This window comes from Nocardia iowensis, from assembly GCF_019222765.1.
In the GTDB taxonomy this organism is placed as follows: domain Bacteria; phylum Actinomycetota; class Actinomycetes; order Mycobacteriales; family Mycobacteriaceae; genus Nocardia; species Nocardia iowensis.
On sequence record NZ_CP078145.1, the window covers coordinates 7,733,700 to 7,751,711 of the forward strand.

15 protein-coding genes are annotated in these 18,012 nt (G+C 66.1%); all 15 read right to left on the reverse strand.

What is annotated here, in order from left to right:
- Positions 1-10 precede the first annotated feature (10 nt).
- The 15 genes from KV110_RS35760 to KV110_RS35830 all read right to left on the reverse strand — a co-directional run bounded on the left by KV110_RS35760 (position 11) and on the right by KV110_RS35830 (position 17,997).
- Positions 11-1,840, reverse strand: coding sequence for an acyl-CoA dehydrogenase (locus tag KV110_RS35760; RefSeq protein ID WP_218471553.1), 1,830 nt, complete (start codon positions 1,838-1,840; stop codon positions 11-13).
- 101 nt (positions 1,841-1,941) lie between these two features.
- Entirely contained in the window at positions 1,942-3,156 is a 1,215-nt protein-coding gene (locus tag KV110_RS35765; RefSeq protein WP_218471554.1) for an aminotransferase class I/II-fold pyridoxal phosphate-dependent enzyme, read from the reverse strand.
- 72 nt (positions 3,157-3,228) lie between these two features.
- On the reverse strand, positions 3,229-4,353 hold the full coding sequence (locus KV110_RS35770) for an acyl-CoA dehydrogenase family protein (RefSeq protein WP_218471555.1): 1,125 nt from the start codon (positions 4,351-4,353) through the stop codon (positions 3,229-3,231).
- A 260-nt stretch (positions 4,354-4,613) separates the two neighbouring features.
- The gene (locus tag KV110_RS35775) at positions 4,614-6,173 is read right to left on the reverse strand and encodes an MFS transporter (RefSeq protein ID WP_218471556.1); all 1,560 of its coding nucleotides are present in this window, start codon (positions 6,171-6,173) and stop codon (positions 4,614-4,616) included.
- 105 nt (positions 6,174-6,278) lie between these two features.
- Positions 6,279-7,535, reverse strand: coding sequence for a methyltransferase domain-containing protein (locus KV110_RS35780; RefSeq protein ID WP_281427707.1), 1,257 nt, complete (start codon positions 7,533-7,535; stop codon positions 6,279-6,281).
- Complete coding sequence (locus KV110_RS35785) at positions 7,532-8,560, reverse strand: NAD-dependent epimerase/dehydratase family protein (protein ID WP_218471558.1); 1,029 nt, start codon at positions 8,558-8,560, stop codon at positions 7,532-7,534. Before KV110_RS35785 ends, KV110_RS35780 begins: the two co-directional genes overlap by 4 nt.
- Entirely contained in the window at positions 8,557-9,168 is a 612-nt protein-coding gene (locus KV110_RS35790; protein ID WP_218471559.1) for a dTDP-4-dehydrorhamnose 3,5-epimerase family protein, read from the reverse strand. The genes KV110_RS35785 and KV110_RS35790 overlap by 4 nt, the downstream gene beginning before the upstream one ends.
- Positions 9,169-9,208: 40 nt before the next feature.
- Positions 9,209-10,321: a DegT/DnrJ/EryC1/StrS family aminotransferase gene (locus KV110_RS35795; protein WP_218471560.1), complete on the reverse strand. Its 1,113-nt coding sequence runs from the start codon at positions 10,319-10,321 to the stop codon at positions 9,209-9,211.
- On the reverse strand, positions 10,318-11,634 hold the full coding sequence (locus tag KV110_RS35800) for an NDP-hexose 2,3-dehydratase family protein (protein WP_218471561.1): 1,317 nt from the start codon (positions 11,632-11,634) through the stop codon (positions 10,318-10,320). The genes KV110_RS35795 and KV110_RS35800 overlap by 4 nt, the downstream gene beginning before the upstream one ends.
- 20 nt (positions 11,635-11,654) lie before the next feature.
- Positions 11,655-13,028: a wax ester/triacylglycerol synthase family O-acyltransferase gene (locus KV110_RS35805; protein ID WP_218471562.1), complete on the reverse strand. Its 1,374-nt coding sequence runs from the start codon at positions 13,026-13,028 to the stop codon at positions 11,655-11,657.
- Positions 13,029-13,111: 83 nt separating this feature from the next.
- The gene (locus KV110_RS35810; RefSeq protein ID WP_218471563.1) at positions 13,112-13,516 is read right to left on the reverse strand and encodes a rhodanese-like domain-containing protein; all 405 of its coding nucleotides are present in this window, start codon (positions 13,514-13,516) and stop codon (positions 13,112-13,114) included.
- 6 nt (positions 13,517-13,522) lie between these two features.
- Entirely contained in the window at positions 13,523-14,323 is an 801-nt protein-coding gene (locus tag KV110_RS35815; RefSeq protein ID WP_218471564.1) for an SDR family NAD(P)-dependent oxidoreductase, read from the reverse strand.
- Between the two features lie 52 nt (positions 14,324-14,375).
- Positions 14,376-15,134 (reverse strand): SDR family oxidoreductase, encoded by a 759-nt coding sequence (locus KV110_RS35820; RefSeq protein WP_218471565.1) that lies wholly within the window; start codon positions 15,132-15,134, stop codon positions 14,376-14,378.
- Complete coding sequence (locus tag KV110_RS35825) at positions 15,131-16,762, reverse strand: (2,3-dihydroxybenzoyl)adenylate synthase (RefSeq protein WP_218471566.1); 1,632 nt, start codon at positions 16,760-16,762, stop codon at positions 15,131-15,133. The genes KV110_RS35820 and KV110_RS35825 overlap by 4 nt, the downstream gene beginning before the upstream one ends.
- Complete coding sequence (locus tag KV110_RS35830; protein WP_218471567.1) at positions 16,759-17,997, reverse strand: isochorismate synthase; 1,239 nt, start codon at positions 17,995-17,997, stop codon at positions 16,759-16,761. The genes KV110_RS35825 and KV110_RS35830 overlap by 4 nt, the downstream gene beginning before the upstream one ends.
- Positions 17,998-18,012: the final 15 nt, after the last annotated feature.

The window sequence follows — 18,012 nt, forward strand, 5'->3', positions numbered from 1 at the left end:
AATTCTCAATTCAGAACATGGCTTCGTCGAGTTCCATGATGTCGTTGTCCAGGTTCGACAGCACGGCGCGCACCGCGGTCAGCTCCGGCAGCACGTTGCGCGCGAAGAACTGCGCGACAGCGATTTTGCCGTGATAGAACGCGTCATCGGCACCGTTGTCCAGCGCGGCGACGGCGACCTCGGCTTGGCGCAGCAGCTGCCAGCCGATGAGCAGATCACCCACCGCGAGCAGGAAGCGCACCGAACCCAGGCCGACCTTGTACAGCTCGGACGGATTCTCCTGCGCACCCATCAGATGTCCGGTCAGTGCCGCCGCCATGCCCTGCACGTCCTCGAGCGCGGTGGCCAGCAATTGGCGCTCACCCTTGAGCCGACCGTTGCCCGCCTCGGACTCGATGAACTGCTGGATCTGGCCCGCCACGTGACCCAACGCGCCGCCGCGGTCCCGGGCGATCTTGCGGAAGAAGAAGTCCTGCGCCTGGATGGCGGTGGTGCCCTCGTAGAGCGAGTCGATCTTCGCGTCGCGGATGTACTGCTCGATCGGGTAGTCCTGCAGGAAGCCGGAACCGCCGAAGGTCTGCAGCGATTCGGTCAGGAACTGGTAGGCCCGCTCGGAACCGACACCCTTGACGATCGGCAGCAGCAGGTCGTTGACCCGCGCGGCCAGATCGGGGTCGGCGCCGGAAACCTGCTGGGCCACAGCTACATCCTGGTGCGCGGCGGTGTAAAGGTACACCGCGCGCAGACCTTCCGCGTAGGCCTTCTGCATGGCCAGGCTGCGGCGCACATCCGGATGCCGAATGATCGGAACGCGGGGCGCGGCTTTGCCTTTGCCGCTGCCGATGTCACGGCCTTGAATCCGAGTTCGCGCGTATTCCAACGCATTCAGATAACCGGTGGACAGCGTGGCGGCGGCCTTCACGCCGACCATCATTCTGGCCTGCTCGATGATCTCGAACATCTGCGCGATGCCGTTGTGCACCTCGCCGACCAGCCAGCCCTTGGCCGGAATGCCGTTGCCGCCGAAGGTGAGTTCGCAAGTGGCCGAGACCTTCAGGCCCATCTTGTGCTCGACGTTGGTGACGAAGACGCCGTTGCGATCGCCGAGTTCGCCGGTCTCGCGGTCGAAGTGGAACTTCGGCACGAAGAACAGCGACAAGCCCTCGGTGCCCGGCTCGGCGCCCTCGGGGCGGGCCAGCACCAAGTGCATGATGTTGGGGAACAGGTCATCGGAGTCGGCGGAGGTGATGAACCGCTTCACACCCTCCAGGTGCCAGGAGCCGTCCTCCTGCCTGATGGCCTTGGTGCGGCCCGCGCCGACATCGGAACCGGCGTCGGGCTCGGTGAGCACCATGGTTGCGCCCCAGCCCTGTTCGGCGATGATCTTCGCCCAACGCTGCTGCTCTTCGGTGCCGTTGTGGTAGAAGATGTTCGCGAACGAGGCACCGGCCATCTCATAGAGGAACGCCGCCGGTTGGGCGCCGAGGATCAGTTCGCCGATCGCCCACATGGCCGCCCGCGGCACCTCGATACCGCCGAGTTCCTTCGCGACGACGAGCTTGTCCCAGCCACCCTCGCGAACGATGCGGCAGCTCTTCTTGAAGGCCTCGGGCAGGGTGACGCTGTGCGTTTCCGGATCGAAAACCGGTGGGTTTCGGTCGGATTCGGCGAACGGCTCACCCAGCGGCCCCTCGGCCAGGCGACGAACCTCGTACAGCATTTCCTTGACGGTGCCGGCGTCCAGCTCACCGAAGGCGCCGGAATCGAGGACCGAATTCAGGCCGAGTACCTCGAACAGGTTGAACTCCAGGTCCCGAACGTTACTCCTGTAATGTCCCATGTTTCAGCTCTCAGAATATCGATAGCGCGAATACACCTTGTCGAATTTCGAATACGAAAACGGCGGCCCATAGCGGGCCGCCGCCCCGTCGTCTGTGCTGGTTACCGGACCGCCGTGGTGACCAAGGCATTGCTGATCACATCGGCCACCTTCACGAGATCATCCCGGTCGTGTGAAGCCGACACGCACACCCGCAGCAGCGCCCGGTCCTTGGGCACCGCCGGATACATCGCGATGCCGACGTAGGTACCGCCGCGCAGGATCTCGTTCCATACCGCGATCGCCTGTTCGTCGTCGCCGATGACAACGGGCAGGATGGGCGACCAATGGTCGGTCGCCCCTTCGACTTTCACGCCCTTGTCGTCGAGCAGGGTGGTCAGGGTGCGCGCCGCGTCCTCGACCCGCGCGGCCAACACCTTTCCCTCCTCGCTCATCACGATGCGGATGGCCTCGTTGGCGGCCGCGACGCTGGCCGGTGTCGCCGAGGTGCTGAAGATCAGACTGCGCGCCGCGCCCCGCAGTCCGGCAATGAGATCCGCTGAACCGACGATGAATCCGCCGGTGCTGCCGAGCCCTTTCGACAGCGACCCCATGAGCACATCGACCTCGGGGAGCACCCCGCATTCCTCGGCCCAGCCGCGGCGGTGCTCGCCGTAGATGCCGAGCGAATGCGCTTCGTCCACCATGATCGCGGCGCCCGCGCTCTTGGTGACGGCGACGATATCGGCCAGCGGCGAAAGGCTGCCCTCCATCGAGTAGAGCCCGTCCACGATGACCAGTACGTCGCCGGAGGTGTTGCCGACCTCGGCGAGGGCCGCGCGCAGGCTGTCGACGTTGTTGTGCTCGAACCGCCGCAGCCGCGCACCCGATTGCCGTACGCCATCGATGATCGAAGCGTGCGCGTAGGCGTCGACGACGGCGGTGTCCTCCCGCCCGAGCAGCGCGGCAATCGTGCCGACATTGGCGGTATACCCGGAGGTGAACACCAGCGCGCCATCGGTCCCATACCACTGGGCAAGTCGCTCTTCGATATCGACATGCAGTTGCACGGTGCCGTTGAGCAATCGGCTGCCGGTCGTCGCGCTGCCGAACTCGTGGATGCCGCGGTTCGCCGAATGCAGCACCCGCGTCTCCGCGGCCAACCCGAGGTAGTTGTTGGAGCCGAACATCATTACCTGCCGGTCTTCCATCTGCACGGAGGCTCCGACGGCGGACTGCATTGTTCGGAAGAACGGAGAAATGGACTTCTCCTCGAGCTCACAGATCAGCCGTGGCAGGGACTTGGCTGCGAGCCGTTCGATCAGGTTATGCGACATCCTAAATCATGCTTTCGTTCGATAGTTTGATACAGATCGGCAGCATTCAGCAACCGGATGTGGGGCCGAGAATTACACGAATCGGAACTCGCGCTCGTTTCGCAGCCAAGCGACGAGGTTCGCACCCGAGTCACGCATCGATGGCGGATGGAATCGGTGGACAGTGCACACTTCCGCCAGGTACCCGATATCGGGATTCCGCATATAGGCGATGCCGCCCGCGGCCATTTTGACCTTCCCGACGAGGGAATCGATGCAGTCGTCGAACGCCTCGCGCAACGCGAGCAACTCCGCGGCCGAGTCGGCGGTGACCGGCTTCGCGTCGAGCTCCGCGGCCAATCCGATCAGCGAGTTCTCCACGGCGGGCAGGAAACCCGCCATGCCGGCTACGCCCTTGGGATCGACATTGCCCTCCCGGGCCAGCGTGTCCCGCAGCAGCGCGTACGCCGCGCCCAGGTAGGTGCCGAGGATGAGCAGGCCGAACCACTGGTAGCCGAGCAATTCGGTCTCGCCGGTGTCGTCGAGCGCGTTCTTGATCACCATTTCCTCGGCGCAGAACACCCCGTCGAGTTCGACAAGGCATGACTCGGCCCCGCGCAACGTGGTAGCGCGCCAGAACGGCCGCACGGTCAGGTTCTCCGCGCTCGCGGGCACCAAGGCGATCGCCCGCTCGCCCGTGTCCAGCTCGACACTGGCGACGATCACATCCATCGATTCCGCCAGCGAGCACGGCGCCTTACGACCGGTCAGCAGATAGCCGCCATCGCATTTGGTCGCCCGCATGGTGGGGTGAAAGATGGAACCGCCCGGCCTGCCCTCGGAGAAACCGGAGGCGAGCACCTGCCGGTCGACGGCCAGCTGCCGGATCATTTGCCGCTCGGTCTCGGTGGCCTGCTCCGCGAACTCGGCAAGGGCCGCGATGGACAGATGATGCATGGTCGTTGCCGCGCCGAGCGCGGGCGCGATCGAGCCGATCGCGATGTGCACCTGCACCGCCTCGACCGCCGTCGCGCCGAGACCACCCAGGTCGCGCGGCGTGCAGAGGAGCGGTCCATCGTTTCGAACCCACGCCGGAATGAGGCTGCGTTCATCGCGATCGGCAATCGATTCGCCGCTCGCGTCGAGTTCGTCGAGCAACCCTGGAAGCAGACGTTCCGTCGTTTCCCGAGCTGCGGCCAGGGTGGACTTGGCAGCCATTCTTGTTCCCTTCTTGCCAGCAAAAATTATGTGCAAGCACGCGCCATATTTAATGCCAGCATAGCCAAGTCACGTTGTGCCGCAAGAGATTACGATTCCGCACGCGACGCGTAGTCGATTACGCATCGCCCGCGGTAGATATGCGTCACCGGCGCACCGCTGCCGATATTCGACAACCATTTCTCGGCACGCTCGAATGCGCCCACGCAAAATTCCTGGTGCCGACGCACAGCGTCGACACCAGGAAGAAAAGCTACCGATCAAAGAGCGGTTTTCACCGGCACTTCTTCGGTCTTGATCGACCGGCGAGCCAGCAGCGGCACGACGACGGCCAAGCCGAACATGATCGCGGCGGCCGCGACCGCGGCGACCGAGAAGCCCGACGCGAAGGCCGACCGCGCGTTGTCCAGCAGCGCACCTCCCACCTCCGCGGGGAGCTGTCCGGCGACTTGATGGGCCCCCGCGAGGGTGTCCTCGGCCGCGTCGCTGGCTTCGGCCGGCAGCCCCGCGGGAACGTCCACCGACAGGCGGTAGACGGCCGCGCCGATCGACCCCAGAATCGCGATGCCGAGCGCGCCACCGAGTTCGGATCCGGTCTCCGAGATCGCCGAGGCCGCGCCGGCGCGATCCGGTGGCGCTTCGGAGACAACGGATTCGGTGGCCGGGGTGATGACGATGGTGGCGCCGAGACCCAACAGCATGCCACCGGCCAACAGGATCCATACCCCGTCCGACGCCCGGCTGGCGCTGAGCACCAGTAGGGCGATCCCGGAGATCACGAAGCCGACCGACAGCGTCGCCGGGGTTCCGATGGCCTTGAGCAGTGGCGGCGCCGACATGGCGCCGATGGCTGCGGCGACGGTCATCGGGAGCATCCACAGCGCGGACTCGAACGGACCCATATCCAAGATCAACTGCAGGTACTGCGCGAAGAACAGGTTCGGACCCATCATCGCCAGCATCCCCACCGTCACCGCGACTACACCGGCCAGGAATGCCGGGTTGCGGAACAATGTGGCATCGACCAGCGGCACCGGGGTACGCCGTTGTTGCAGCACGAAGACCGCGATGAGGGCAAGCCCGGCCAGCAGCGACACGACGCTGGCCCGGTCGAGTCCCGCTATCTCGGCACTGTGTTTCAAGGCGTACACACTCGACAAGATCGCCGCCAGCAGCAATACCGCGCCGACGAGGTCGAACCGCGAGTTCACCGGGTTGGCGTACTCCGGCACCAAGAACGGCGCGAGGACCAGCAACACGACGATCACCGGCACGTTGATCAGGAACACCGAGCCCCAGCTGAAGAAGTCCAGCAGCACACCGCCGAGAACCGGTCCCAGCGCGCCGCCGCCGACGAACGCGGCCGTCCAGATGCCGATGGCCTTGGTCCGTTCCTCGCCGTCCTCGAAGATGTTGCGGATCAGCGCCAAGGTGGACGGCATCAAGGTCGCACCGCCGATGCCCATCGCGGCCCTGGCCGCGATCAGCACGGCAGTGGTCGGCGCGAAGGCGGCGACCGCCGACGCCACGCCGAATATCGCCACGCCGATGAGTAGCAGCCTGCGCCGACCGATCCGGTCACCGATATTGCCCATCACGATCAACAGGCTGGCCAGTACGAAGCCGTAACTGTCCATGATCCAGAGCATTTGACTGCTGCTCGGCGCGAGATCCTTGCCGATGGACGGAATCGCCAGGTAGAGCACAGACATGTCCATCCCCACCAGCACGACGGGGATGACCAGGATCGTTAGGGCGATCCAGCGTGCCGAGGCAGCCCGCGGCGGTGGCGCTGCCCCTTGTTGCGTCGAACCGAGCATCCTCTGAGCTCCAATCGTCCTGAGATGACCGCGTATTAGATCACTGTTCTAATTTAGTGCTTCGGCGGCACAGAGTAAAGACACAGTCAAGGATCAATCCTGGAATCAGAGCAGCCGCACGTCCGGTACGTAGACGAGCCAGCGGCCACCGCGCGCCGCGAATTCCCGCTCGTTGGCGATGATTTCCTCGGCGTGGTTCCACGCGAACAGCACCACGCGCTCGGCGCCGTACGCCGCGAACTGCGCGGCGGGCAGGACCGGAATATGGGAACCCGGCATCAGGCGGCCCGTCTTGGCCGGGGTCGTATCGAACACGCACGGCACGAGATCCGGTCCGATACCCGCGTAGTTCGTCATCGTCGCGCTCTTGGCGGTGGCGCCGTATCCGGCCACCCGCACACCGCTGTCGCGCAGCTCCTCGAGCCGGTCGACGAGGTCGTGACAGATCTTGTCGACCTCGGCGGCGAACTTCTGCAGCGTCGACAACTCGGCCAGGCCGTGCTTGTCCTCTGCGGCGATGAGCTCGGCGACCGCATCGGTCGGCGTGCGCGCACCGGCCCGCGCGATGGTGTACCGCACCTCGCCCCCGTGCACCGGAAGGCGGAGCACGTCGACGAGCTCGAAGCCGAACTGCCGGGCCATCGCCGCCACCGACCGCGCCGAGAACAGGTAGAAGTGCTCGTCGTAGATCTGGTCGAACGAGGTCTTCTCGACGATGTCACCCAGGTAGGGGTCCTCGAACACGAACACGCCGTCGGGGGCCAGCAGCGCATCGACACCGCGGAAGATCGAATCCAGATACGGGATGTGGCAGATCGTGTTCGCCGAGAAGATGACGTTCGCGGGCCCGTCTTTCGCGGCGATGTCCGCGCCGACGGACTCCTCGAAGAAGTCCGAGCGCACCCGGATACCGGCGGCGCGGGCCACGTCCGCGACCCCGCCGCACGGTTCGACGCCGAGGTGGCGCACGCCTGCCGCCTTGATGGTGCTGAGCATGGTTCCGTCGTTGGACCCGATCTCCACGATGAACGGGTCCGGTCCGGTCAGTTCCGACTCCAGGAACCCCGCCGCGGTGCGCGAAAAGTGGTCCCGCATCCGGCTCGAGCCCGAGGACACGTAGGGATAGGAGTCATTGAACATCCGCTCCCGCGGCACCTCCTCCAACTGCTGCACCATCGCGCACGACTCGCACACGCCGACCCGCAGCTGGTAGAAGAACTCGTCGGCTACCTCCTCGGGGGTCAGAAAGGCGTCGGAGAGCGGCTGGCGGCCGAAGTCCATGAACTCCTGCACGGTTCCACCACAAATACGGCACATGTTTCCTCTATCGGTCGAAAATGGCTGTTGCACAAAGTCGTTCATCGGGAGTCCGCCGGTTGCTCGACGAGCACCGGCGCAACCTGTTCGCGGTCACCGGCGCAGAAGGCGACCATGCGACGCAGCGCGTCGTCCAGGTCGACCCGCGGCGACCAGCCGGTGACCGCACGGAAGGCCGAGGAATCGACCGTGACGCTGCGAAAGTCCCCGGGCGCGGCATAGTCGGGCGCTGCCACCGACACGACGGGCACCGCCGCGCCGGTGTACTCGGCCGCGACATCGGCGATCGTGGCGAACACCTCGCCGAGCGGAGATCCGGTCCCCGACCCGACAAGCCAGGCGCGCCCGCACAATTCGTCCACGTGATCGCACGCCGCCACCAGGGCTCGAGCGACATCCTCGACGAAGAGCAGATCCCGCCGCACCGATCCGTCATGCCACATCGTCAGCGGTTGGCCGGCCAGCGCCCGCCGGGCCATCGTGGCGACGACGCCCCGATCGCTGACCGCCGCGTGCGGGACGAATCCGAAAATCGTCGGCAGCCGCAGCGAGGTGGCCGTCAGCACCCCGTCGTCGGTCGCCGCGAGCAGCAATTGCTCGGCGGTCAGCTTCTGCCTGCTGTATTCCTCGGCGGGCCGGTCCGGCTCGGATCCGTCGAGGATCTCCTTCTCGGTCACGCCGACTTGCGTTGTCGTGCCCGCGAAGACGACGCGCGGCAGGGTGCGGGAGCCGCCGTGTTCGGTCGCGGCGTCGATGAGGTCGCGGACCACACCCACATTGACCCGTTCCGCTTCGGTGTCTCCGGCATCGATCCGCCAGGTCGACGCGCCCGCGATATGCGCGACCGTATGGACAACGATGTCGGTGTCCGCGATGGCGGCGCGCACCGCACCGGGCGCGGTGAGGTCGAGCGTGCACACCTCGATATCGGCGACGGCGGCGGCGGGCACGGGCGCGGGCCTGCGGGAGATGGCCCGAATCCGGATGGGACGCATGGCCAATTCGCGCAGCACGGCCGAGCCGACGAAGCCGCTGGCACCGAGAATCGTGACATGTTCCGGGGTTGTCATTGCCACAGTTCGGCCTCGACTTTCAGGCAGGCCCGGTAGTCGGGCAACAAGTCCCGCTCACCGGCTTGGGCCAGGGTGGGAGCGATCAGATCGCGCTTGGACTGCGCGATCCCCATGTCCCACGGAATGGGCAGGCCCAGTTCGGGATCCAGCGGTGAGACAGCGCGCTCCTGTTCTGGGACATACTCTTCGGACATCACGTAGACGATCACCGAATCGTCCGCGCGGGACAGGAAGGCGTGCCCGACGCCGACCGGGATGTAGAGCGCACGGCCGCCAGGGCCACCGAGTTCCGTTGCGTCCCACTGGCCGAAGGTGGGCGAGCCGACACGCAAATCGACCAGGTAGTCGGTGACTCGACCGCGCGGGCAGTACACGTACTTCGCGCGTCCCGGCGGCGTGGTGGTGTAGTGGATGCCACGGAGCACCCCACGCGCGGAGACGTTGAAGCTGATGTCTTTCACCGGAAACAGCGGTCGCCCCAGCGCGGATCGGAAGGCGGACTCGCGGAACGGGGTGGTGAACAAGCCGCGGCCGTCCCGATAGACGGGCGCGGTGAACTCGAAGGCGCCTTCGATGCCGCATTCCTTGAACCCCGGTCCTTCCATCACCGGACGCCCCCGGCCCGGCGACCGACTCGCTGCCTCGTCATAGCGACCCGACCACCGTACGGACCGACTCGATGACATGATCCTGCTCGGCCTCGGACAGCGACGGATACATCGGCAGCGAGAAGATCTCCCCCGCCAACCGCTCGGTGACCGGCAATGACCCAGTGCGCCAACCGAAGTGGGCGAAGCCGCTCATCGTGTGCACCGGCCACGGGTAGCTGATGTTGAGAGATATGTCGTGCGCGTGCAGCGCCTCGATGATGGCGTCGCGGGCCGGGTGGCGCACCACGTAGACGTAGTAGACGTGGGTGTTGCCCGGATTCGTCACCGGCAGCCGCAGCCCGTCGAGGTCGCCGAGGTACTGCTCGTACCGGCGGGCCACCCGGTTGCGGCCGTCGATGTACTCGTCGAGCCTGCGCAGTTTGCGTCGCAGGATTTCCGCCTGCAGTTCGTCGAGCCGGGAGTTGTGGCCCGGCGACTGCACGACGTAATACACCTTTTCCATGCCGTAGTAGCGCAGCTTCCGAAGGTTCTGGTGAACCGTCTCGTCGGCGGTGACCACCGCGCCGCCGTCGCCGTAGGCGCCGAGCACCTTGGTCGGATAGAAGGAGAAGGCCGCTACGTCGGACATCGTGCCCGCCATCCGCCCGTGCTGTCGTGCGCCATGGGATTGCGCGCAGTCCTCGAGGATCTTCAGGCCGTGCTCGGCGGCCAGGCGCTCCAGCGGCGCCATGTCCACGCACTGCCCGTAGAGGTGCACCGGCACAATCGCCTTGGTGCGCGGAGTGATCGCGGCGGCCACCTGATCGGTGTCCATCAGGAAATCCTCGTCCCGCACGTCGACGAAGACCGGTGTCGCGCCCGCACCGACGATCGCCACCACGGTCGGCGCCGCGGTATTGGACACGGTGATCACCTCGTCGCCCGGCCCGACACCGATCGCCTCGAGCCCGAGCTTGATCGCGTTCGTGCCGTTGTCGACGCCGGTGGCGAAGGGCAGACCGTGGTAGGCCGCGAACTCCGCCTCGAACCCCTGCACACTCGCCCCGAGGACGAGTTGCCCTGAGTTGAACACGGTTTCGACGGCATTGAGGATGTCGTCCTTCTCCTTGGCGTACTCGCCGAGGTAGTCCCACACACGGGTGGTCATGATGTTGCCTCCTGCGGGATTAGATCGGTCATGCAGCTGAGCAGACAGCGCGCGCCGACATTCACGTGATTCCCATAGCGGATGAATCCGGTCAGCTGGTCGATGGTCATCCAGCAGTAGTCGTGCGGGACATCCACGGGCAGGCTGTCCCCGACGTCGATGACGAGATAGCGGTTCTCCGCGTGATAGAAGCGGCCGCCCTCCTCCGAGTGGACGACATCGACGAGCACCTGTGTCGCGGACGCGCCGAGCACAAGATCCAGATATCGCGGCCGTTCCGCTTCCGGCGCGGCGGCGTAATTCCCCGGAATGCACGCCACCGTCGGTGACATTTCGACGACGTCGGCGGTGCCTGCCTCCGTTCGCGCGTGCACCAGCACATGGAATGTGCCCGCGAAATGTCGGCCGAGGAAGGCGATTACGCCGCGTTCGGCCGGGCGGAACATGGGCTGCGACCACTGCCGTACCTCGCGATTGCTGGCCTGCACCTCGACGCCGATCACCGAGAAATGCCTGCCGTCCGGGCGGTGGATCACCCCGCCCGAGCGCTCCCATTCCGGCAACTGCGCGAGCGGCACGACCGTCCTGTCGAGTTGGTTGCGCGACTTGACCTCGGTGAACCAGCTGAGGATGTGACCGAGCGAGTGCAGCGGGGCGCCGGCGCGGTCCGAATCGCCGGTGAGGAACGGGATCCCGGACAAGACCGTGCGGGCGTCCATGTTCACCAGGTTCGGCACCCGAATCAGCTCGGCCAGCTGCGCGACACTCAGCCAGCAGAAGTCGTCGAGGACCGGAACGTCCTCGGCCACCTCGATGATCATGTTGCGGTTCCGTTTGCCGAGGAACCACGAGCCCTGTTCCGATTGCAGCGAATCGAAAACCGGCCGACCACGGTGCGGCGAGCGGAAGTAGTCCAGATACGGCACGGCGCTGCCGCGATGGACCCGGGTGAAGTTGCTCCGCGTCGCCTGCACCGTTGGCGACAGTTGGAGCAGATTGACGTTTCCCGGCTCCATCTTGGCCTGCATCAAACAGTAGATCGAGTCGCCCATCCGCTTGGCGATGATGCCGAGGATCCCGATTTCCGGTTGCAAGATTATCGGCTGGGACCAGGCCGCCGGTCTGCGGTTCTCGGTACTCACCCGGACACCGATGACAGAGAAGAATCTGCCACTGCGGTGGTGCACGTTCCCGGTCCGCGGATCGGTATACCAACCGTCCAACGCATCCAGCGACTGGACATTCACCCGATAGTCGTTGGCGCATTCGCGGGCGGCGAACCAGTCATAGAACTGGGTTAATTCCTCGAACATGGCGACGTCCCAACATCTCGTTACAGGTTCGCACTGACCGTCAGTTCGGATTCCAGGTCGTCCAGCGCCGCGCCGGTGTACGCGGCGATGCGATCGATACCGGGCACGGTGTCCGGGCAGCAGTGGAATCCGATACCGAATGCCCCCGAAATCGTCAGCGCCGCAACGATGAGCCCGCATCCGTGGTACAGCGGGCCGATCGGGAACATCGCGTCGAGATGTGCGCCCGCGAGGTAGAGATCGGCGTCCGGACCGGGAATGCACGAGACGATGGCACTGAAGGGTGGCGCCGTCCGGCCTGCCAAACCGGTCGCCTGATTGAGCGCGAACTTCCCGCCGATCAACGGCGAGTACATCACCGCGACCTCCGGGGTGCGGCTGCGAATATCGTTCTTGGCGATCGTGCTCGACCGCGCCACCGCCCGCAATCGCTCGACCGGATCGGCGATGTCGGTGAACATCGTGATCAGAATCGTGCTGTAGGCGTTGAGCGTGGCGTCGTCACCGGGCACCCGAATATTGAACGGAACGCTCGCGATGAGCGGTTTGCCCGGCAGCTCGCCCCGCTCTTCGAGATAGCGGCGCAGTCCGCCCGCGACACTGCTGACCAGGATGTCGTTGACGGTGACGCCCGCGACCTTGGCGATACCCCTGATGCGCTCCAGCGGATAGCTGACCGTCGTCGCGCGGCGACGGTGCGTCAACCTGCCGTTCAACACGGTCTTCGGCGCCACATAGGGTGCCGCGACCTCGGCGATACCCTGCTTCGCATTGCGCTTCATGTACTTTCGCGCCTCCAGCAGCTCCCGCATCGGTGCCGGTTTCGGCGGCGGGGGCAGCTCGGAGGTGGGGCCGACCGTCCAGATCGGACGCAGCTCCGCCGTCCCGGGATCCTCGGTGACCGACTGCACGAAGCGCTGATTCCAGCCGACGCCGTCCATCACCGCGTGGTGGAACTTGACGTAGGTCGCGAAGCGTCCGCCCTCGAGCCCCTCGATCAGGTGGTACTCCCACAGCGGCCTACCGAAATCCAGCTGAGGCCCGTGCAATTCGGCGATCAGATCGTCCAGCTGGCGCTGGCCGCCCGGGGCGGGCAGCCGGTGATGGCGCAGGTGGTAGTCGAGATCGACGGCGTCGTCGGCGAGCATGCTCATCGTCGCGTTGATCTTGCGCATGGCCGGTCGGTCCAGCACGTAGTTGAACGGGGGTGCGAAGGTGCGGATTTCCCGCAGCCGTCCGAGCAGTTGCGTCGCGTAGTCGGCGTCGGCGCCCTTCGGCGGTGTGAACACCGCGAGCATCGCGACGTGCTGACCCGCGGTAGCGGAGTCGACCACGAAAAAGAATTTCTCGCTCATGGCGATGGTCGGACGTTCGTTTTTGTTCGTGTCATTCATTGCGGCGGTGGACCTTTCACCTATGGCTGCCATTGGTATCTGTTACCGGCGTACCGGCATTTTTCTTGCTGACTTTCCCCACTTCAGCCGCACAGCACCATGGCCACGCTCCGCTCGAAATGTGGTGTGCGCGCGGCGATTGTCAGACTGCTCGCCGCACACAACGCACGAAAACCTCCGACCAGGCTCATCACCTTTCCCAATCCACGCCCGCGTAGACCCGCCGCGATGACGTCCGCGCAATCGCCGGACGAACACACCAGAATCCATCCGCCGGTGTGCTCGCGTGCCAGGGCGAGACACGACGGGCTCGCCGGGTCGAGCCGGTTTACGACCACATCGGAGCCGATGGCCAGGGCTCCGTACAGCGGGCCCTCGCGCGTGCGCTGCCGCTGCGAGCGGATATCGACGACGACGCTGCCGAGGGCTATCGCCGTCGGCAATTCACCGACCGTCATCCGGTGGTCGAGCGTCAATTGGTCGAGCATGATGACCTATGCGGCGGTGTTCTTGAAGGGATTGAAGTCGCGGCCGAACCGGTAGATCATGTTCACCGTCATCGGACGCGTCATGTAGGTGAAGATCTTGTTCACCCCGCCGGGCACGCACACCGGCTTGCCCTTCGAGACGGCCTTCCACCCCGCGGCGGCGACGTCCTCGGGGTCCTGCCAGAAGAAGCCGGGCATCCCGTCGGCGATCTCGCGAACGCCCATCACATCGTGGAATTCGGTGCGGGTCTGTCCGGGGCACAGCGCCGTGACGTGGATGCCCTGCGGCGCGAGTTCCATGTTGAGCGACTGCGACATGTGCAGGACGTAGGTCTTGATTCCCGTGTACAACAGGCTCTGCCCTGGCGGCCCGAACGCTGATACCGACGAAAGGTTGATGACCCGGCCCCAGCCACGCTCGCGCATATGTGGCAGTGCGCGGTGGGTGAGTTCGGTGACGGCGGTGATCATCAGCTGGATCTCACCCGCGAGGCTCTCCCACGACGCGTTCGCGAACGTGTGATTGGCGCACAGGCCGGCATTGTTGACCAGCACATCGATGCCGCGGCCGAGTTCGTGCATCTTCGCCATGATCTTTTCCGGCGCACCGGGTTCGGTCAGATCAATGGCGAGCACCTCGCAACTGACCCCGTTGCCTTCCCGCAATTCGGTGGCCAGTTCGGCCAGCTTTTCCTCGCGCCGGGCGACCAGGACCAGTGCGTAGCCCTCCGCTGCGAGCAGGCGGGCGAATGCCGCCCCGATACCGGATGACGCGCCCGTGACGAGCGCGGTTTTCGATGCCGACATCCTCATACCTCGATTTCGACTGTGTTGATGGAGAAACGGTTGAATATCAGCCTCATGCCGCCGCCATTCCGCCGTCGACGGAGATGACGGTGCCGGTGATGAACGAGGACGCTCGTGAACCGAGGAAACCGACAATGCCGGCGATATCGTCGATGCCGCCGTGCCTGCGCATGGCCAATCGCGCACCGATTTCCAGCGCCAGGTCGCGCTCGAGCATGTCGGAGACGAACGGCCCGAGTGCCATGGCGTTGACGGTGATCTGTGGTGCGAGCCGGTTCGCCAAATGCTTTGTCAGATGGTGCATCGCGGCCTTGCTCGCGCCGTAGGAGTAGCTTTCCGCGGCGGGCACGCGTATTCCGTCGATCGAGCCCACATTGATGACACGGGCCGGGTCGTCGGGTGTCGATGCCGCCACCAGCAGCGGCCGGAGAAATTTCGTCATGTGGAATACGGCCTCGAGATTGACGGCCAGCGTGTCACGCCAACCCGTCTCGTCGAACTCGTCGAGCGGGGCCGCGTGAAATACCCCCGCGTTGTTGACGAGCAGATGCAGTGCCTGCTCTTCCGTGCCGAATTCCTCGGCCAGCGCCCGGCAGCCCGCTTCCGAGGACACGTCAGCGACCAGCGATCGGCAGTCACCGAGCAGCGACAATGCCGCGGCGGCCTTCTCCGCGGCCATGCCGTCGCGGGCGGTGAGATAGACCTGTGCGCCCGCTTCGACGAGCGACTGAGCGATGAGCGCACCGACTCCACGGGCACCGCCGGTCACCAGAGCGACCTTGCCCTGGACCGAGAACAAGCTTTCGTTCATCGCGCTTCCTCCTGCGCGGCACGCATCCGCAGCACCTTCTTGTCCACCTTGCCGACGGCGGTGAGTGGAAATTCCTCGACGAAATCGAATCGGTCCGGGATCTTGTACGCGGCGACGCCGCGGTCGCGCAGAAACTCCGTGAGCTCGCGGGGCCGCAGCGGCCCGTGCGGGATCACGAACGCGCAGATCCGTTCGCCGAGTAGGTCATCGGGCCTGCCGACGACCGCGGCATTGTGCACCCGCGGGTGGTTCATGAGGATCTCCTCGATCTCCTCGCACGCCACCTTCTCGCCGCCGCGGTTGACGATGTCCTTGGCCCGGTCGACGACGACGAGGTGGCCGGACGGCAGCCTGCGCACGATGTCGCCGGTGCGGTAGAAACCGGCGGCGGTGAAGGCGCGCAGGTTGTGTTCGTCCGCGCGGTAGTAGCCGCGAATCGTGTACGGGCCGCGCGTGAGCAGATGCCCCGGCGTGCCGTCGGGCACCGGCCGGTCGTCGTCGTCGACGATCCGGACCTCGTCACCCGGTGACATCGGCCGGCCCTGGGTCTCGACGATGAGCTCGTCGGAATCGTCCAGGCGGGTATAACAGATCAGCCCCTCGGCCATCCCGAACACCTGCTGCAGCGTGCAGCCGAGGGTGGCACCGACGCGGCGGGCCGCCGATGGCTTGAATCGCGCACCCCCGACCTGCAATACGCGCAGGCTGGACAGGTCGTGCCGGGTGGTTGCCGCCACATCGAGCCAGCGCAGGGCCACCGGCGGCACCACCGCGGCAACGGTGACACGGTGCCGCTCGATCAACGGAAAGGCGTTGTCAGCACTCGGACTCGGCGACAGCACCACCGTGGCGCCGACGGTCAGCGCGCCGAGGATGCCGGGCGCGCACAGGGTGAAGTTGTGTGCCACCCGCAACGCCGCCAAGTACACATCGTCGGGTCCGAGCGGACACGCGCTCAGGCTGGCGCGGGCGTTGTAGGCGTAGTCGTCGTGCGTGCGTGGAATCAGCTTCGGTACCGCCGTCGACCCGCCCGAGAGTTGGAGCAGGGCAATGTCGCCCGGCGCCGGTTCGGGACGTTCGACCGGTTCCAGATACAGGTCGGCCAGCGCGATGTAGGGGCCGGGATCCCCGTGCACGATGGTGGTCCGCAGGCTCGGGCAGGCCGCCGCGATCCGCTCCGCCATGGCGCGATAGTCGAACCCGGCGTAGTGATCGGCGATGACGTAGGCGACCGCGTCGCTCTGCGCGCACAGATGGGTGATCTCGTGCTCGCGATGGGCGGGCTGGGTGAGCACCGGGATCGCGCCGATCCGGAACAGCGCGAAGCACACGACGACGAATTCGCCGACGTTCGGCATCTGCACGATCACCCGATCGCCGCGCCCGATCCCGACACCCTCGAAACCGGCTGCAAGACAGTCGGCTTCGTGATCGAGCTGCTGATATGTCCAGCCGCGCACCGCATCGACCACCGCCGTCCGGCCGCCGTGCAGGCGGGCGGACCGAGCGAGCACACTGCCGAGCGTCGCGCCGGTCCAGAAGCCGGCCGCCCGATACCCGGCGGCAACATCGTCGGGCCACGGGGTGAAGTCGCGCCCCACGCCGGTCAGTGACAGCGGGGCGGTCATCGGCGCGCCCCTTGCCCGCTCGGATCCATCGCGACGGCGTCCTCCAGGCCGATCGCCGACAGGAAGGTGCGGAACTTCGCGCTCGTTTCGGCGAGTTCGCTTGCCGGATCGGAGCCTTCGACGACACCGGCGCCCGCGTACAGCCGCAGCCGGGTATCGGCGACCTCCGCACACCGCAGCGCGAGCACCCACTCGCCGTCGCCGGTCTCGTTCATCCATCCGGTCAACCCGCAGTAGAACTGCCGGTCGAACGCTTCGGATTCGGCGATCACCCGCCGCGCGAAGGACGCGGGCCAGCCGCAGACCGCCGGGGTCGGATGCAGTGCGGCGGCGAGTTCCAGTGCGTTGGGCAGCGGATCGGCCAGCACCCCACGCACCCTGGTCGACAGATGCCACATCGTTCTGGTGTGGATCACCGACGGCTGATCGGGCACCTCGAGCGCGGCGCAGAACGGACGCAACGCATCCGCGACCGCGTCGACGACGATCCGGTGCTCCCGCAGGTCCTTCGCCGAGCGTTGCAGTTCCCACGCCCGGCGCCGGTCCTCGACCGGATCCGAACTGCGCGGGGCCGACCCGGCAAGCGGGTTGGACACGACGCTGCGGCCGACTCGGCGAACCACCAATTCGGGACTGGCGCCGACGAGCATCCGGCGCGCGCCGTTGCGCACCGTGCCTACCGGAACGGCGAAGACGTACGCGTCGGGTTCACCGAGGATCAGGCTGCGCACAAGGTCGCGGGCCCGTGCGGGTTCGGCGGTGATCACGTCGATGGCCCGGGCCAGCACCACCTTGTGCTGGCCGGACCCGGCCAGCTTCACCAGCGCGCGTTCGACACTGTTGATGTACCGATCCGGCCACGGCATCAGATCCACCCGCACCGCGCGCGGAATCTCCGGCGCCCCACCGGTATACGTGCGGCTGGCGGGCGGGCCCCAGTGGATATCCCTGGCGACCACCAGGCGCGCGGGTGCGTTCGGTGCGAACGGGACGGCACCGACCAGCAGTGGTCCGCCGGACGCCCGGTCCTTGGCGGTCATGTCCCTGGCGCAGTCGGCGAGCAGGGCGGTGCCGTGCTCGGCCGCGTCGGCCAGCGGGGTCGCGTTGGCCGCCGCCATCACGTCGCGGGCGACCAGTGTCGAGGTCGGTGACGCGAGAAACAGCTCGCTCTCGTCGGCCACCGCCGTCGGGTCGAAGACATCGGGTTTGCGGGCATCGATCGCTTCGGTAGTCATCGCGCCGTCCTTTCT

Excerpts from the sequence above, each read along its gene's own strand:
- KV110_RS35760 (WP_218471553.1), bottom strand. The coding sequence starts at position 1,840 with ATGGGACATTACAGGAGTAACGTTCGGGACCTGGAGTTCAACCTGTTC.
- KV110_RS35765 (WP_218471554.1), bottom strand. The coding sequence starts at position 3,156 with ATGTCGCATAACCTGATCGAACGGCTCGCAGCCAAGTCCCTGCCACGG.
- KV110_RS35770 (WP_218471555.1), bottom strand. The coding sequence starts at position 4,353 with ATGGCTGCCAAGTCCACCCTGGCCGCAGCTCGGGAAACGACGGAACGT.
- KV110_RS35775 (WP_218471556.1), bottom strand. The coding sequence starts at position 6,173 with ATGCTCGGTTCGACGCAACAAGGGGCAGCGCCACCGCCGCGGGCTGCC.
- KV110_RS35780 (WP_281427707.1), bottom strand. The coding sequence starts at position 7,535 with ATGAACGACTTTGTGCAACAGCCATTTTCGACCGATAGAGGAAACATG.
- KV110_RS35785 (WP_218471558.1), bottom strand. The coding sequence starts at position 8,560 with ATGACAACCCCGGAACATGTCACGATTCTCGGTGCCAGCGGCTTCGTC.
- KV110_RS35790 (WP_218471559.1), bottom strand. The coding sequence starts at position 9,168 with ATGGAAGGACCGGGGTTCAAGGAATGCGGCATCGAAGGCGCCTTCGAG.
- KV110_RS35795 (WP_218471560.1), bottom strand. The coding sequence starts at position 10,321 with ATGACCACCCGTGTGTGGGACTACCTCGGCGAGTACGCCAAGGAGAAG.
- KV110_RS35800 (WP_218471561.1), bottom strand. The coding sequence starts at position 11,634 with ATGTTCGAGGAATTAACCCAGTTCTATGACTGGTTCGCCGCCCGCGAA.
- KV110_RS35805 (WP_218471562.1), bottom strand. The coding sequence starts at position 13,028 with ATGAATGACACGAACAAAAACGAACGTCCGACCATCGCCATGAGCGAG.
- KV110_RS35810 (WP_218471563.1), bottom strand. The coding sequence starts at position 13,516 with ATGCTCGACCAATTGACGCTCGACCACCGGATGACGGTCGGTGAATTG.
- KV110_RS35815 (WP_218471564.1), bottom strand. The coding sequence starts at position 14,323 with ATGTCGGCATCGAAAACCGCGCTCGTCACGGGCGCGTCATCCGGTATC.
- KV110_RS35820 (WP_218471565.1), bottom strand. The coding sequence starts at position 15,134 with ATGAACGAAAGCTTGTTCTCGGTCCAGGGCAAGGTCGCTCTGGTGACC.
- KV110_RS35825 (WP_218471566.1), bottom strand. The coding sequence starts at position 16,762 with ATGACCGCCCCGCTGTCACTGACCGGCGTGGGGCGCGACTTCACCCCG.
- KV110_RS35830 (WP_218471567.1), bottom strand. The coding sequence starts at position 17,997 with ATGACTACCGAAGCGATCGATGCCCGCAAACCCGATGTCTTCGACCCG.